Origin of the sequence: Pseudomonas fluorescens (genome assembly GCF_002837185.1) — a bacterium.
In the GTDB taxonomy this organism is placed as follows: domain Bacteria; phylum Pseudomonadota; class Gammaproteobacteria; order Pseudomonadales; family Pseudomonadaceae; genus Aquipseudomonas; species Aquipseudomonas fluorescens_AM.
Map to the genome: position 1 here is coordinate 1 of NZ_KZ477986.1, position 14,188 is coordinate 14,188.

A 14,188-nucleotide genomic window follows, 5' to 3' on the forward strand; every position below is an offset into this window, starting at 1 on the left:
CACGGATTCAAGCCCGCGTTCGGCCAGCGTGGTTTAACGGGGCGCCTGAGATCAAGATCAAAAGCCAGATCAAGATCAAAAGCCAGATCAAGATCAAGAGCGACTCGCTGCGCATCGTGGTTAGCGTTGGGCGCTACAGAGTTGTGTAGATATCCATGGCTATCGGGGCAAGCCCCCTCCCAGATTTTGGATTGGGTCAGCCGAAGGTTTCGCGCAGCAGCCCGGCAAATGCGTCCCGTGCCAGGTGCCGTTGGGTGTCCGTGTGCCAGAATAGCAGGTTGTCCACGGGCGCCAGCGCTTCGAAGCGATACGATGCCAACGCGTTGGCCTGCTCATAGCGCGCCAGAATGCCTTCCGGCGCCAATGCCACGCCAATGCCCGCGCTGACGCAACCGATGATCGTGCCCCAACTGGCATAGCTGGCAATCGCCGGTTTGACGTCATGGGGCTTGAGCCAGTTTTCCAGGGCGGCGCGATAGGGGCAACCCGGCGGCCACACCAGCAAGGTGCGACCGGCCAGGTCCCGGGCGCTGTTGATGGGGGCGCTGCACGCGCTGGCGATCAATACCAGGCGTTCGCTGTAGACCACGCTGTGCTCAAGTTTGGCGCGCGGGTTGCCGGATGCCACCAGCGCCACATCAAGCCGATGGTGCTGCAGGTCGTCCAGCAATTGCGCCCAGGCGCCAGTGACCAATTCCAGGCTGACCTCAGGGTAGCGCCGGTGGTACTCGGCCAGCAGCGGCGGCAGGCGCCCGCTGGCGCTGGACTCCACCGCGCCGATGCGCAAGGTGCCACGAGGGGTCGCGGTGGCATCCACCGCGCGTTTGGACTCGTCCACCAGCGCCAGGATGCGCTCGCAATAATCCAGGAAAATCTCCCCGGCGGCGCTGATCGCCAGCCCGCGTCCGGCACGGATGAACAAGGCTGTGCCCAACTCGCTTTCCAACTGCTTGATACGCGTGGTGATGTTGGACGGCACGCAGTGCAATTGCAGGGCGGCCTGGGCCACGCTGCCGGTTTGCGCCACGGCTCGCACCATTTTCAGTTGGGCCAGTTCCATTGCTCAGTTCCCGTGATCTCAGAAGTCAGAAACGCTTAATTGTGCTGCGCCTGGCGCGGGCCAAGACTGACGGCATTCCCACCGAGTGCCGGATGCCGCCGATGAATGCCCCGTCTCCTGTAAAGCTTACGCTAGTCGTTGCCGTCGTCATCCTCTGTTGGGCGTATTCGCCGATTGGCGTGCACGTCGGCTTGCACAGCTACAGCCCTGGCCACCTGGCGCTGCTGCGGTTCCTGATCGCCTCGGTGTGCATGGGCGCGGTGGCGCTGGTGACGGGCATTGGCCGGCCGCGCCTGCGGGATTTGCCGTGGCTGCTGGTGCTGGGTTTTTTCGGCGTATTCCTGCACCACACCTGCCTCAATAGCGGCCAGCAATGGGTGAGCGCGTCGGCGTCCAGCGTGCTGGCGCAGTCGGCACCGCTGTTCAGTGTGTTGATTGCGTTTTTCTGCCTGAAAGAGCGGGTCAGTGCCTGGCGCTGGGGGTGTGTGCTGTTGGGATTGTGGGGTGTGCTGGTGGTGATCCGGGGCGGGCATGGCATGGCCGACATGGACCCACGCGGCTTGCTGATCCTGCTGGCGGCCCTGTCCTGGAGCGTGTATTTCGCTGTCCTGCGACATTACGCTTGCCGCTACAGCCCGCTGACGCTGGCCTGCTATATGGTCTGGTCCGGCACCTTGATGCTGTGCGTGAACCTGCCCGGTCTGCCCGCTGCAGTGGCACGGGCACCGTTGCCGGAAAACATGGCGGTGCTGGTGCTCGGTATTTTTCCCAGTGCCCTGGCCTACCTGGCCTGGGGCTACGTGCTCAAGCACGTTGAAGTCAGCCGCGCCTCGGTAGCGATGTACCTGATCCCACCCGTGGCGATGATCATGGCCGCGATGCTGCTGGGCGAGCGCATTACCCTGCAGGTGCTGCTGGGCGGGCTGATGGTGCTGGCCAGTGTGGCCGCTATCGGTCTGGAGGCGCGCTGGGTGCGTTCTTTGCGGCGTACAGCCGGATAATCACGTGGATCGACGCGGCGGGTTCAGGCCTTTGAGGGGCGCTTAGTCAGATAAGACGAGCGTGCCGGATGCAATTTCCCCCTTGCTCCGCTAGCATTACCGGCTTCCGCTTCCCAGTTGCGACGGTTTTCGATGAGTTATCAGGTTCTTGCACGTAAATGGCGTCCGCGCTCGTTCCGCGAAATGGTCGGCCAGACCCATGTGCTCAAGGCTCTGATCAATGCCTTGGACAGCCAGCGGCTGCACCACGCCTACCTGTTCACCGGTACCCGCGGCGTGGGCAAGACCACCATTGCGCGCATCATCGCCAAATGCCTGAATTGTGAAACCGGGATCACCTCGACACCGTGCGGCACCTGTTCGGTCTGCCGCGAGATCGACGAAGGGCGTTTCGTCGACCTGATCGAGATCGACGCCGCGAGCCGCACCAAGGTCGAAGACACCCGTGAACTGCTCGATAACGTGCAATACGCACCGAGCCGTGGCCGCTTCAAGGTCTACCTGATCGACGAAGTGCACATGCTGTCCAGCCACTCCTTCAACGCGCTGTTGAAGACCCTGGAAGAGCCGCCGCCCTACGTCAAATTCATCCTGGCCACCACCGACCCGCAGAAACTTCCTGCGACGATTTTGTCGCGGTGCCTGCAATTCTCCCTGAAGAACATGACCCCCGAGCGGGTGGTCGAGCATTTGACCCACGTGCTGGGCGTCGAGAACGTCCCCTTCGAAGACGACGCACTGTGGCTGCTGGGCCGTGCTGCCGATGGCTCGATGCGTGATGCCATGAGCCTCACCGACCAGGCCATCGCCTTTGGTGAAGGCAAGGTCCTGGCCGCCGATGTGCGCGCCATGCTTGGCACGCTGGACCACGGCCAGGTGTTCGACGTGCTGCACGCGCTGATCGAAGGCGATGCCAAGGCATTGCTCGAAGCCGTGCGCCACTTGTCGGAGCAAGGTCCGGACTGGAATGGCGTGCTCTCGGAAATCCTCAATGTGCTGCACCGCGTCGCTATCGCCCAGGCATTGCCTGAGGCGGTCGACAACGGCCATGGCGACCGCGACCGCGTGTTGGCGCTGGCCCAGGCGTTGCCGGCCGAAGATGTGCAGTTCTATTACCAGATGGGCCTGATCGGCCGCCGCGACCTGCCCCTGGCGCCGGACCCGCGCGGGGGCTTCGAGATGGTCCTGCTGCGCATGCTGGCCTTCCGGCCCGCCGACTCGGCGGATGCGCCGAGACAGCCGCTAAAGCCAGTGGGGATCAGCCAGGCCACAGCTGATTCCGCCAAACCAGTGGCTGGCGCGGCGGTGGTCGCGCCAGTGGAAGCTGCACCCGCAGCGGTTACCGAGCCGGTGGTTGCCGCCCCGGTGGCCGAGCCTGAAGCGGTGATCGAGGCTAAGCCTGAGCCTGAGCCTGAGCCGCAAGTCGCCCCGGTGGTGGATCTGCCCTGGAATGACCCGGTCGAAGCGCCCGTCGAGCCCGAGCAACAGCCCGCCGTGGAGCCGGTACTGGACACCACGGGCGAGCAGCCCGAACTGACGCCAATGCCCGCGCCGACCCCGGACAGCGTGGTGCCGGATGCGCCGGAGTGGGTGTCCGCGCCGGTGCCGGAGCCGACCGTGGCCCAGGTCGAGGCCGCCACGCCCGGCATTGACCTCGACGACGAACCGCCGCTGGACGAAGACTACATCGAGCCGGACATGGATTCGGCCTACAGCTACCTGGACGAACTCGCCAGCGAACACACCGCCGAGCCCGCCCCCGAGCCGGAGGTGGAGCCCGCCGCGGCCCCGGCCACCGGCCTGGCCCTGCAATGGCTGGAATTGTTTCCAAAGTTGCCGATCTCCGGCATGACCGGCAGTATCGCCGCCAACTGCACGTTGATTGCCATCGACGGCGACCATTGGCTGCTGCACCTGGACCCGGCCCACAGCGCCTTGTTCAATGCCACCCAGCAGCGCCGTCTGAACGACGCGCTCAACCAGTACCATGGGCGCACGCTGACAATCGCCATCGAGCTGATCAAGCCCGAGCAGGAAACCCCGGCCCAGGCCGCGACGCGTCGCCGCCTGAACCGCCAGCGCGACGCCGAGGCGTCGATCCAGGCTGATCCGCTTATCCAGCAAATGATGCAACAGTTCGGTGCGGTCGTCCGTCACGATACTATTGAACCTGTCGAAGCCCCGGCGCCCCAGGCGTCATGAACCGGGCGACTCTTTTGATCCACGTACTTTTGAGGTGATTCCCATGATGAAAGGTGGCATGGCCGGCCTGATGAAGCAGGCGCAGCAGATGCAGGAAAAAATGGCCAAGATGCAGGAAGAACTGGCCAACGCCGAAGTCACCGGTAAAGCCGGTGGCGATATGGTCAGCGTGGTGATGACCGGTCGTCACGACATCAAGCGCGTCAGCATCGACCCAAGCCTGCTCGAAGGCGTCAGCGATGACGACCGTGAAGTGCTGGAAGACCTGTTCGCCGCTGCCGTCAACGACGCGGTGCGCAAGATCGAAGCCAGCAGCCAGGAAAAAATGGGCGGCATGACCGCTGGCATGCAACTGCCACCGGGTATGAAGCTGCCGTTCTGATCGGCAGGTTTTAGCTGCACTCCAATGCCAGGCCTCGTGCCTGGCATTTTTGTTTGTGCCTATTGCAACTGAACCCTGGGGCAGCAAGCAGGGTCTGCACCCTATACGTATGCATTCGCTTAAAGGAGCCCCTGATGCCTCAAGAACCGACGCTGAACCAACGCATCGTCCTGGTCTCACGCCCTCAAGGCGCGCCGACTCCGGAAAATTTCCGCCTCGAACGCGTGAACCTGCCAGAGCTGGCGGACGGCCAGGTGCTGCTCAAGACGCTCTATCTGTCGCTGGACCCCTACATGCGCGGACGCATGAGCGACGCGCCGTCGTACGCAGCACCCGTGGAAATCGACGACGTGATGACCGGTGGCGCGGTCAGCCGTGTCGAGCAGTCGCGCAATCCGAAATTCGAGGTGGGCGACCTGGTCGTGGGCTCTACCGGCTGGCAGAGCCACAGTATTTCCGATGGCCGCAACCTGATGCCGGTGCCCAATGGCCTGGCCAGCCCGTCGATGGCCCTGGGGGTATTGGGCATGCCCGGTATGACCGCTTACATGGGCCTGATGGATATCGGCCAGCCCAAGGCCGGTGAAACCCTGGTCGTGGCGGCGGCCTCGGGTGCGGTGGGCTCGGTGGTGGGCCAGGTTGCCAAGCTCAAGGGCTTGCGCGTGGTGGGCATTGCCGGCGGTGCGGACAAGTGCCGCTACGTGGTCGATGAGCTGGGTTTCGATGCCTGTATCGACCACAAGAGCGAAGGGTTTGCCGACGAGCTGGCCCAGGCCTGCTTCAATGGCGTGGATATTTATTTCGAGAACGTCGGCGGCAAGGTGTTCGACGCCGTGATGCCGTTGCTCAACCCCAAGGCGCGGGTGCCCCTGTGCGGGCTGATCGCCGGGTATAACGCCCATGAAGCGCCAAGCGGCCCCGATCGTCTGCCGGCGCTGCAGCGCACTTTGCTGACCAAGCGTGTGCGCATCCAGGGCTTTATCGTGTTTGACGACTACGGTGATCGCCAGCCGGAGTTCCTCAGCGCCATGGCGCCCTGGGTTCGCGAGGGCAAGATCAAGTTCCGCGAAGACGTGGTCGACGGCCTGGAGCAAGCGCCCGAAGCCTTTATCGGTTTGCTCGAAGGGCGCAACTTCGGCAAGTTGGTCGTGCGCGTCGCACAGGATTGAGCATTTGACGCTAATCCGGGGCGCGGGTATAAACCGCGTCTCGTTGTTTTGTCGGACCCTTCGCCCATGAGCTTCAGCCCCCTGATTCGCCAACTGATCGACGGCCTGCGTACCTTGCCGGGCGTCGGCCAGAAAACTGCCCAGCGTATGGCGCTGCAACTGCTGGAGCGTGATCGCAGCGGCGGCACCCGTCTGGCCCAGGCCCTGAGCCAGGCCATGGAAGGCGTGGGCCACTGTCGCCAATGCCGCACCCTGACCGAAGAAGAACTCTGCCCGCAATGCGCCGACCCACGACGCGACGACACGCTGCTGTGTGTGGTGGAGGGGCCAATGGACGTGTATGCGGTTGAGCAGACCGGCTACCGCGGGCGTTACTTCGTGCTCAAGGGCCATCTTTCGCCGTTGGATGGCCTGGGGCCGGAAGCCATTGGCATTCCGCAACTGGTGGCGCGGATCGAAGAGCAGGGCACATTTACCGAAGTGATCCTGGCGACCAACCCTACGGTCGAAGGCGAAGCGACGGCGCATTACATCGCCCAGTTGCTGACCAACAAGGGGTTGATCACCTCACGTATTGCCCATGGCGTGCCCCTGGGTGGCGAGCTTGAATTGGTCGACGGCGGCACCTTGGCGCACTCGTTCGCCGGCCGCAAGCCGATCGCCCTCTAAAGCCACAGCAGGACAACATGTGGGAGGGGGCTTGCCCCCGATCGCGGTGGATCAGCAATGAATGTGTTGACGGGCACTCCGCTATCGGGGGCAAGCCCCCTCCCACATTTTGACCACATTCCAAACTGGAACTCGGTCGAATGTGGGGGGGCTTGGCCCGATGAGGCCCGTCCTGACACACACTACCGTTCGGTCAACCCGAACTGCGTCAGGCAGAACGTGGGAATGCCCATATCTTCCAAACGCTGCGACCCACCCAGCTCCGGCAAATCGATAATCGCCGCCGCTTCAAAAATCTGCGCGCCCATGCGTCGCACCAGGTTCGCTGCGGCGATCAGGGTGCCGCCGGTGGCGATCAAGTCATCGAACATCAGCACCGAGTCACCTTCGCAAAGGCTGTCGGCGTGGACCTCGAGGAGCGCTTCGCCATATTCGGTCTGGTAAGCCTCGGCAAGGACGTCAGCCGGCAATTTGCCTTGCTTGCGAAACAGGATCAGTGGCTTGTTGAGCTGGTAGGCGACGATCGAGCCGATCAGGAAGCCGCGGGCATCCATCGCGCCAATATGGCTGAAGTCGGCTTCGACATAACGCTGGGCAAAGCTGTCGGCGACCAGGCGCAGGGCGCGGGGCGATTGGAACAACGGCGTGATGTCACGGAAGATCACCCCAGGCTTGGGGAAGTCGATGACGGGGCGAATCAGGGATTTGATGTCGAACGAATCGAAAGTCATCGTCGAAGGGTCCTGGGCGGAAAACGGACCCGAAGTATACCTGCGGCCTTGCCGGTTCGCTCGGCCGCAGATCGCGGATCACCCTTCCAGGGAACCACCGGCCAGCGCGCACAACTGGATGGGGTCGAGGATGTGCACTTCCTTGCCCTCGGCGGCAATCAATGCGTTCTGCTGGAAGCGGGTAAACACGCGGGACACGGTTTCCACCGCAAGGCCCAGGTAATTGCCGATTTCATTGCGCGACATGCTCAGGCGGAACTGGTTGGCTGAAAACCCACGGGCGCGAAAGCGCGCCGACAGGTTGACCAGGAAGGTTGCGATGCGCTCGTCGGCGGTTTTCTTCGACAACAGCAGCATCATCTGTTGATCGTCACGAATCTCGCGGCTCATGACGCGCATCAACTGACGGCGCAGCTGTGGCAACTGCACGGCCAGTTCATCGAGGCGCTCGAAAGGAATTTCGCACACCGACGTGGTCTCCAGTGCCTGAGCCGAGACCGGATGCATGTCGGTGTCCATCCCCGACAGCCCGACCAGTTCGCTGGGCAGGTGGAAGCCGGTAATTTGCTCTTCGCCACCGTCGCTGAGGCTGAACGTCTTCAACGCCCCTGAACGGACTGCATAAACGGAATCGAACTTGTCACCCTGGCGAAACAGAAACTCGCCTTTTTTCAGGGGGCGGCCGCGTTTAACGATGTCGTCCAGCGCATCCATGTCTTCCAGATTCAGCGAAAGTGGCAGGCAGAGGGGGGCCAGGCTGCAATCCTTGCAATGGGCCTGGCTGTGAGCGCGCAGTTTAACTGGCTCGGACATTTCTTAAATCCTTGTGGGAAAAACACACATAAGACGTAAGGGTAACGCACTGGGGGGGCTGAGACCAGCGTGTACAAAAAAGCCTCACGGGTATAAAGGTTCGTGTGTCATGGCCGATACAAAGTAACGATACTCTTTGAATTTGGAGCCAGACCCATGATTTCCATTGGTGCAAATACCTCGGCAAGCCTCAGCGCGCAGCCTCTGCCGGAGCCGAAAGATCTGGTGGCGGAAGCGAAGTCGGCTGCGGCTGCCAAAGAGTTGAAGGACGCCACGTCAGCGCCCCTCAGCACCAAGACGGAAGAAGGCGTGAAAGTGACGTTTTCCGGCGCTGCCTTGCTGGCGATCAGTGACACCAGGAAATCCAACAGCGATATCGAGGAAAGCGGCCTGCCCGACGATGTCCAGCAGGTCTTGAAGATGATCCGCGAGATCAAGAAACAGATTGCAGAAAAGCAGGCCGAACTGGCCGCCGTCATGGCCGATAAAACCCTTTCTCCGGAGCAGGCCAGGGTCAAGGTCAATAACCTGCAGGGGGCACTTGCCGCGCTGAACGCGAGCCTCGTCACGGCGCAGGCGTCCTTGAGCAAGGCCATGAAGGGGCTCAGTGGCGACGATGCGATGAAGGCCGCCTCCCTGGCTATGGCATAGGTATTTTCAGATTACCCGCGAGAAACGCTGCCGGTTCTGGTGCTCGAGGTAGGCATCGAACACCATGCACACCGAACGCACCAACAAACGCCCGGCCGGCAGTACACGAATGCCCTGGGCGTCCAACTCGATCAGACCGTCGGTGGCCATCGTCTCCAGTTGCGGCCACAGCTCGGCAAAATAACCGCGAAAGTCGATGTTGTACGCCTGTTCGATCCCCTCGAATCCCAGGCTGAAATTGCAGATCAATTGCTGGATCACATCCCGCCGCAAACGGTCATCCGTGGTGCAGATCAAGCCTCGGCTGGTCGCCAATTGCGCGCCCGCCAGGGCGTTCTGGTACGCGTTGAGGTCACTGCTGTTCTGGCAGTACAAATCGCCGATCTGGCTGATCGCCGACACGCCTAACCCAATCAGATCGCAGTGCCCGTGGGTGGTGTAGCCCTGGAAATTACGTTGCAGCTTGCCTTCTTCCTGGGCGATGGCCAGTTCGTCGTCCGGCAGGGCAAAGTGGTCCATGCCGATATAGCGGTAGCCGGCCTGGGTCAGTTGTTCGATGGTGGTTTGCAGCATCAACAGTTTTTCTGCCGGCGAGGGCAGATCATCGGTGTTGATCCGCCGCTGGGGCATGAAACGCTCTGGCAGGTGTGCGTAGTTGAATACCGACAGGCGGTCGGGTTGCAGGCGGATGACTTCTTCCACGGTGCGTGCAAAGTTCAGCGGTGACTGCTTGGGCAGGCCATAGATCAGGTCGATATTGATCGAGCGAAATTGCAGGGTGCGCGCCGCGTCGATCACCGCGCGGGTTTCCTCCAGGCTTTGCAGGCGATTGACCGCACGCTGCACTTCGGGGTCCAGGTCTTGCAGGCCGATGCTGACGCGGTTGAAGCCCAGTTCGCGCAGCAGGCCCATGGTTGCCCAATCGGCTTCGCGAGGGTCGATCTCGATGCCGTAGTCGCCCGAATCGTCCTCGAGCAAATTGAAGTGCTGGCGCAGGTGTTTCATCACCTGGCGCAACTCGTCGTGGCTGAGGAAGGTCGGCGTGCCGCCGCCCAGGTGCAGTTGCTCCACCGGCTGTTTCGGGTCGAGGTGGCAGGCCACCTGCTGGATCTCCTGCATCAGGCGTTGCAAATAGGCCTGGGCGCGGCCACGGTCCTTGGTGATCACCTTGTTGCAGGCGCAGTAGTAACAAATATTGGCGCAGAACGGCACGTGTACGTACAGCGACAACGGCCGCGTGGCTTTGCGACTGTCGCGCAGCGCATGGAGCAGGTCGAAGGTGCCGACCTGGCTGTCGAATTGGACGGCCGTGGGGTAGGACGTGTAGCGCGGCCCCGCCAGGTCGTAGCGGTGAATCAGATCGGTGTCCCAACGAATGGCGTCGAGCATGCGGGCGGTCCCCCGGTTTGGCTGGTGGGCCGAGTCTAGGGGCTGGTTGGGGAGGGCATGTTGATTTGCATCAACGAGGAGCGGCGCTATGCCACAGGGCCGGTCAATGCCCCATCAGCCAATGCTGGTGCGGCCCGGGCAGGGTCCAGAGCCCGAACAGCACCACCAGCAGACCACCGGCCATGCGCACGCTGCGCTTGCGCAACAGCGCGGTAACGCGCTCGGCGGCCAGCCCGGTCGCCAGCAATACCGGCCAGGTGCCCAGGCCGAACGCCAGCATCAGCAGCGCGCTGTCCAGCGCATTGCCCTGGCTCGCGGCCCATAGCAGGGTGCTGTAGACCAACCCGCACGGCAGCCAGCCCCACAGCGCGCCCAGCAGTAAAGCGCGGGGCAGGCTGAAGACTGGTAGCAAACGGTTGGCAATCGGCTGGAGATGTCGCCACAGGCCGCGACCGAGGCTTTCGATACGCGTCAGGCCGCTCCACCAGCCGGCCAGGTAAAGGCCCATGCTGATCAGCAGCAGCCCGGCGAGCACCCGCATGAACATCGCCGCCGGGCTGTTGGCCACGGCCCACCCGGCCAGGCCGATCAGCAACCCCGCCGCGGCATAACTGAGGATGCGTCCCAGGTTGTACGCCAGCAGCAGGCGAAACCGACGGCTGCGCTGTTCCCTGGGAATCGCCAGGGTCAGCGCGCCCATCAACCCGCCGCACATCCCCAGGCAATGGCCACCGCCGAGCAGGCCGAGGATCAGCGCAGAGGCCAGCAAAGGCGCCAGCTCAAGCATGGGGCGGCTCTTTGGGCGGTTGCTCGGCACGGTTGGCTTCGTCGATGGCGGCCAGGTGATTCGGGTCCTGGTCGTCGAACAGCACACTGTGGGCCGGGCCGTCGAGGTCTTCGTACTGGCCGCTGTCCACGGCCCAGAAGAAGATGTAGATGGCCACGCCCACTAACAGCAGCGCCGCCGGAATCATCACGTATAGAGCTGGCATCTGCACTCCATGCCCGCGCGGCTCAAGCCGGCAGCGGGCGATTGATCAAGGGGGCGCCAGCGGCCGGCGCGCTCGGCAGGCGAGTCAGGCGCAGGGCATTGAGCACCACCGTCAACGAACTGAGGGACATGCCGATCGCCGCCCAGATGGGGGTGATCCACCCCAGGGCGGCGAACGGCAGCATCAGGCCATTGTACAGCCCGGCCCACAGCAGGTTTTCGATGATGACCCGGCGTGTGCGCCGCGCCAGCGTAAACGCCTGCACCAGCGCCTCCAGGCGGTTGGACAGCAGCACCGCATCGGCGCTGGTCTTTGCCAGGTCGGTGGCCGAGCCCATCGCCACGCTGATGTCCGCGGCGGCCAGTACGGGCACATCGTTGACGCCGTCGCCGAGCATCAGCACCGTGCGGCCTTCTCGATGCAGGCGTTGCAGCACCTGCAGCTTGTCGTCGGGACGCAGGCCGCCGTGGGCTTCATCGATGCCCAGCTCGGCAGCGACGCTGGCGACCATTGGCGAACTGTCTCCCGACAGCAGCAATGTGCGCCAGCCGCGCGCCTTGCACGCAGCCAGCAGGGCAGGTGCATCGCTGCGCAGGCGGTCGTCGAGGACGAACCAGGCGAGTGCGCCGCGTTGATCGCCCAGCAGCAGCCATTGCCCGGCTTCGTCCGGTGACGCCGGGATCGGGCTGGCGCTGAGTTCACAGACAAATCCGGGTTGACCGATGCGCAACAGGCGTTCGCCCACACGTCCTTCCAGGCCGAGGCCGGGGGTGCCTGATACGTCATGGGCCGCCAGCGGCGCTCGGCCAAAGGCGCGGGCAATCGGGTGTTCGGAGCGGTTTTCCAGTGCGGCGGCGAGGCCCAGGCACTGGTCGCTGTCCAGTTCGCCCAGGGGCCGGATGGCGCGCAACGCCAGGCGCCCTTCGGTGAGCGTACCGGTCTTGTCGAAAATCACCGTGTCGATCTGGTTCAGACCCTCCAGCATATGGCCGCGGGTCAGCAGCAAACCAAGGCTGTGCAGGGTGCCGGTGGCGGCGGTGAGGGCGGTGGGTGTCGCCAGAGACAACGCGCACGGGCAGGTGGCTACCAGCATGGCCAGGACAATCCAGAACGCCCGTGAGGCATCCAGCTGCCACCACACCAGGCCGATCACCGCAGCCGCCAGCAGGGATGCCAGCAAAAACCACTGTGCGGCGCGGTCGGCGATCTGCGCCAGGCGCGGTTTCTCGGCCTGGGCGCGCTCCAGCAGGCGCACGATGGCAGACAGGCGCGTGTCGTGGCCGAGGGCGCGCACCTGGACGCTCAGCGCGCCTTCCACATTGAGGGTGCCGGCGGTGACGGCATCACCGACATGCCGGGGCTGCGGCAAGTATTCGCCGGTGAGCAGGGATTCGTCGACGCTGGATTGACCTTCGACAATCACGCCGTCCGCTGGCAGCACCGCGCCAGGATGCACCAGCACCCGGTCGCCCACGGCCAGCTCGCCCAGCAGGATGCGTTCGCTCTGGCCGTCCGCGCTCAGGCGCAGGCACGAGGCGGGCAGCAGGTTGACCAACTGCGCGGTGGCGGCGGCGGTACGTTCGCGGGCACGCCGTTCCAGGTAGCGCCCGGCCAGCAGGAACAGCGCGAACATGCCGACCGCGTCGAAGTACAGCTCACCCACGCCGGTGATTGCAGTCCAGATCCCCGCCAGGTAAGCCCCGCCAATGGCCAGGGACACCGACACGTCCATGGTCAGGTGGCGTGTGCGCAAATCGCGCAACGCCCCTTTGAAAAATGGCGCACAGCTGTAGAACACGATAGGGGTTGTAAGAAACAGCGCGACCCAGCGCAGGATCACATGCAGCTCGGGGCTGAGGTCGATATTGAATTCCGGCCAGGTGGCCATGGTCGCCATCATGGCCTGGAACCACAGTAACCCGGCAACACCCAGTTGGCGCAGGGCCAGGCGATTCTCACCGGCCAGTTGTTCGGCGGCACGGTCAGCTTGATAGGGATGGGCGGCATAACCGATATGGCGCAGCTCACTGAGCACCTGGCTCAACGGCAACTGTCCGCTGGCCCAGCGCACGTGCAGGCGGTGGTTGGACAGGTTCAGCCGTGCCTCGGCCACGGCGGGCAGGCCGCGCAGATGTTTCTCGATCAACCAGCCACAGGCCGCGCAGCTGATGCCTTCCATGAGCAAGGTGATTTCAGCGAGTTCGCCCGTGTGGCGCACGAATGGCTTTTGCACATCGGCGCGGTCGTACAGCGCCAACTCATCGATCAGTTGCACCGGTAGCGCCTCGGGGTTGGCCGAGGCTTCGCTGCGGTGCCGGTAATAGCTCTCCAGCCCGCCGGCCACAATCGCCTCGGCCACCGCCTGGCAACCCGGACAGCAGAGCTCGCGACGTTCGCCGAGGATTTCGCTGGTGAACCGGCTGCCGGCGGGGACGGGCAGGGCGCAGTGGTAGCAGGGGGTGGTCATGTTCGGGATCTTTGGTGGCTGGAAGGGCCTCATCGCGGGCAAGCCCGTTCCCACAGGAGTACGCGTTCCAATGGGGGAGCGGGCTTGCCCGCGATGCGCGAAGCGCGATCTTTTACTTCTTCAGGTCTTCGGCACCCTGCAACGGTTCGTCTCCGAGCAGCAAGTCCTTGTCGTGGCTGACCTCTTCTTCTTCGAACAGACGCCAGGTCTTGTCGCCTTCCACGCCGAGCAATTCGACGAAGCGGCGGCCCTCGACCTGGTCGGTGACCTGGCCGATGTAGCGACCGGGTTCGTTGTCGCTGCGAGTCAGGTTGATCTTGCGATCCTTCTCTGGCTGGGTCGGGGAGATCAGGTTCAGTTCCAGCGTGTTCGGGTTGCTGTTGCCGGTCAGGCGCAGTTCGACTTCACCGGTCAATTCATCCAGGTGCAGCTTGCCGCGCAATTGGAGGGCCTGGGCCAGGCGTTCACGGTCCAGGGAGCGGTTGATGCCTTTGCCGGCCTCGTAGTAGTTGTCGTTGACCAGGTTGTCCGGGTTGTTGACCGCGATGGTCACCATGGACAAGGTCAGCGTCACCGAGCAGGCCAGGATCGCGATGATGATCCAGGGCCAGAGGTGCTTGTACCAGGGGCTTGCAGCAGTGGTTGCGGGCATTCTTGTGTTC

General features: G+C 63.5%; 14 protein-coding genes. 6 read left to right on the top strand and 8 right to left on the bottom strand.

Features of this window, described 5'->3' with window-relative positions:
• Positions 1-196 precede the first annotated feature (196 nt).
• Complete coding sequence (locus CIB54_RS02090) at positions 197-1,060, bottom strand: LysR family transcriptional regulator (RefSeq protein WP_065949795.1); 864 nt, start codon at positions 1,058-1,060, stop codon at positions 197-199.
• Between the two features lie 101 nt (positions 1,061-1,161).
• On the opposite strand from CIB54_RS02090, the gene CIB54_RS02095 reads away from it, so the two are divergent.
• The 5 genes from CIB54_RS02095 (at position 1,162) to recR (ending at position 6,483) form a co-directional block, all read left to right on the top strand.
• Positions 1,162-2,061 carry a DMT family transporter gene (locus tag CIB54_RS02095; RefSeq protein ID WP_065949794.1) on the top strand — a complete coding sequence of 300 codons (900 nt, stop codon included), beginning with the start codon at positions 1,162-1,164 and terminating at the stop codon, positions 2,059-2,061.
• 132 nt (positions 2,062-2,193) lie between these two features.
• The gene (gene dnaX / locus CIB54_RS02100; RefSeq protein ID WP_101218400.1) at positions 2,194-4,263 is read left to right on the top strand and encodes a DNA polymerase III subunit gamma/tau; all 2,070 of its coding nucleotides are present in this window, start codon (positions 2,194-2,196) and stop codon (positions 4,261-4,263) included.
• A gap of 43 nt (positions 4,264-4,306) precedes the next feature.
• Complete coding sequence (locus CIB54_RS02105; RefSeq protein WP_057721228.1) at positions 4,307-4,645, top strand: YbaB/EbfC family nucleoid-associated protein; 339 nt, start codon at positions 4,307-4,309, stop codon at positions 4,643-4,645.
• A gap of 134 nt (positions 4,646-4,779) precedes the next feature.
• Complete coding sequence (locus CIB54_RS02110; protein WP_065949792.1) at positions 4,780-5,814, top strand: NADP-dependent oxidoreductase; 1,035 nt, start codon at positions 4,780-4,782, stop codon at positions 5,812-5,814.
• 66 nt (positions 5,815-5,880) lie between these two features.
• Positions 5,881-6,483 carry a recombination mediator RecR gene (gene recR, locus CIB54_RS02115; protein ID WP_065949791.1) on the top strand — a complete coding sequence of 201 codons (603 nt, stop codon included), beginning with the start codon at positions 5,881-5,883 and terminating at the stop codon, positions 6,481-6,483.
• Positions 6,484-6,665: 182 nt separating this feature from the next.
• On the opposite strand, the gene CIB54_RS02120 is transcribed toward recR, so the two are convergent.
• Together CIB54_RS02120 and fnr are read right to left on the bottom strand one after the other, a co-directional pair.
• Complete coding sequence (locus tag CIB54_RS02120; protein ID WP_065887882.1) at positions 6,666-7,214, bottom strand: adenine phosphoribosyltransferase; 549 nt, start codon at positions 7,212-7,214, stop codon at positions 6,666-6,668.
• A 78-nt stretch (positions 7,215-7,292) separates the two neighbouring features.
• Positions 7,293-8,027 (bottom strand): fumarate/nitrate reduction transcriptional regulator Fnr, encoded by a 735-nt coding sequence (fnr, locus tag CIB54_RS02125; RefSeq protein ID WP_065949790.1) that lies wholly within the window; start codon positions 8,025-8,027, stop codon positions 7,293-7,295.
• 156 nt (positions 8,028-8,183) lie between these two features.
• On the opposite strand from fnr, the gene CIB54_RS02130 reads away from it, so the two are divergent.
• Positions 8,184-8,678, top strand: coding sequence for a hypothetical protein (locus CIB54_RS02130; RefSeq protein ID WP_101218402.1), 495 nt, complete (start codon positions 8,184-8,186; stop codon positions 8,676-8,678).
• Positions 8,679-8,684: 6 nt separating this feature from the next.
• Here the strand turns inward: CIB54_RS02130 and hemN are convergent, their stop codons facing one another.
• The 5 genes from hemN to CIB54_RS02155 form a co-directional block, all read right to left on the bottom strand.
• Complete coding sequence (gene hemN, locus CIB54_RS02135) at positions 8,685-10,067, bottom strand: oxygen-independent coproporphyrinogen III oxidase (RefSeq protein WP_065949788.1); 1,383 nt, start codon at positions 10,065-10,067, stop codon at positions 8,685-8,687.
• 103 nt (positions 10,068-10,170) lie between these two features.
• Positions 10,171-10,854, bottom strand: a complete 684-nt coding sequence (locus tag CIB54_RS02140; protein WP_101218404.1) for a sulfite exporter TauE/SafE family protein — start codon at positions 10,852-10,854, stop codon at positions 10,171-10,173.
• The gene (ccoS, locus tag CIB54_RS02145; protein ID WP_057721235.1) at positions 10,847-11,059 is read right to left on the bottom strand and encodes a cbb3-type cytochrome oxidase assembly protein CcoS; all 213 of its coding nucleotides are present in this window, start codon (positions 11,057-11,059) and stop codon (positions 10,847-10,849) included. The genes CIB54_RS02140 and ccoS overlap by 8 nt, the downstream gene beginning before the upstream one ends.
• A gap of 22 nt (positions 11,060-11,081) precedes the next feature.
• Positions 11,082-13,526, bottom strand: coding sequence for a heavy metal translocating P-type ATPase (locus CIB54_RS02150; protein WP_101218406.1), 2,445 nt, complete (start codon positions 13,524-13,526; stop codon positions 11,082-11,084).
• Between the two features lie 112 nt (positions 13,527-13,638).
• Positions 13,639-14,178: a FixH family protein gene (locus CIB54_RS02155; protein WP_065949785.1), complete on the bottom strand. Its 540-nt coding sequence runs from the start codon at positions 14,176-14,178 to the stop codon at positions 13,639-13,641.
• Positions 14,179-14,188: the final 10 nt, after the last annotated feature.